1 protein-coding gene is annotated in these 671 nt (G+C 46.8%); it reads left to right on the forward strand.

Annotated features, from left to right (window positions below; genetic code table 11):
• Positions 1-174: 174 nt before the first annotated feature.
• A partial coding sequence (locus tag R8O11_RS28210; protein ID WP_318194998.1) for a DMT family transporter occupies positions 175-671 on the forward strand: 497 nt, incomplete at its 3' end.

A 671-nucleotide genomic window follows, 5' to 3' on the forward strand; every position in this document is an offset into this window, starting at 1 on the left:
GATGAAATCTCACCGGCAAGGTATAAGGCCGAAGTTACGCAAACGTTAACATCTTGCATTGTTATGACACACCTCGTCAGCATTTGCGATACGAATATAAATAACTTTCGTAGATTAAAATCGATATAAATATCCCCACTGATGACGATTCATCAGGCCTTTTTGTGAGTAATTATGTTTAACTCAGAACGCAAAGCGACCGTGATTCTGGTGGCCACTACGATGATAGCGGCACTGGGCTGGATTTTTTCCAAAGAAACCATACAAGGGCTGCCTCCCTTTGGTTTTATTGGCTTGCGATTTACCATCGCCTCTCTCTGTTTACTGCCATTGTGTTACCGACCACTAAAAGCGGCACGGTTAAAAGACGTGTTGGCAGCCAGTGGCGTAGGTTTGCTGCTTGGCGGCGCTGTGATGACGTGGATTTACGCCATTTCAATCAGCGATACGCTAGGCGAGGGCGCATTTATTATGAGCCTCTCGATGCTGTTCGTGCCAATCGTGGCTTGGGTAATGTTTCAACAACGCCCTCAGCGCATCTTTTGGATCTCGTTACCTATTGCGGTGATTGGTTTAGCGTGCCTTTCATTGGCTGGAGGTTGGAAGCAGTCTGCGAGTCAACTCTGGTTTCTTGGAGCGGCGCTTATCTTGGCGCTACACTTTAATGTAAA

The organism is Vibrio sp. 1288 (genome assembly GCF_033344475.1).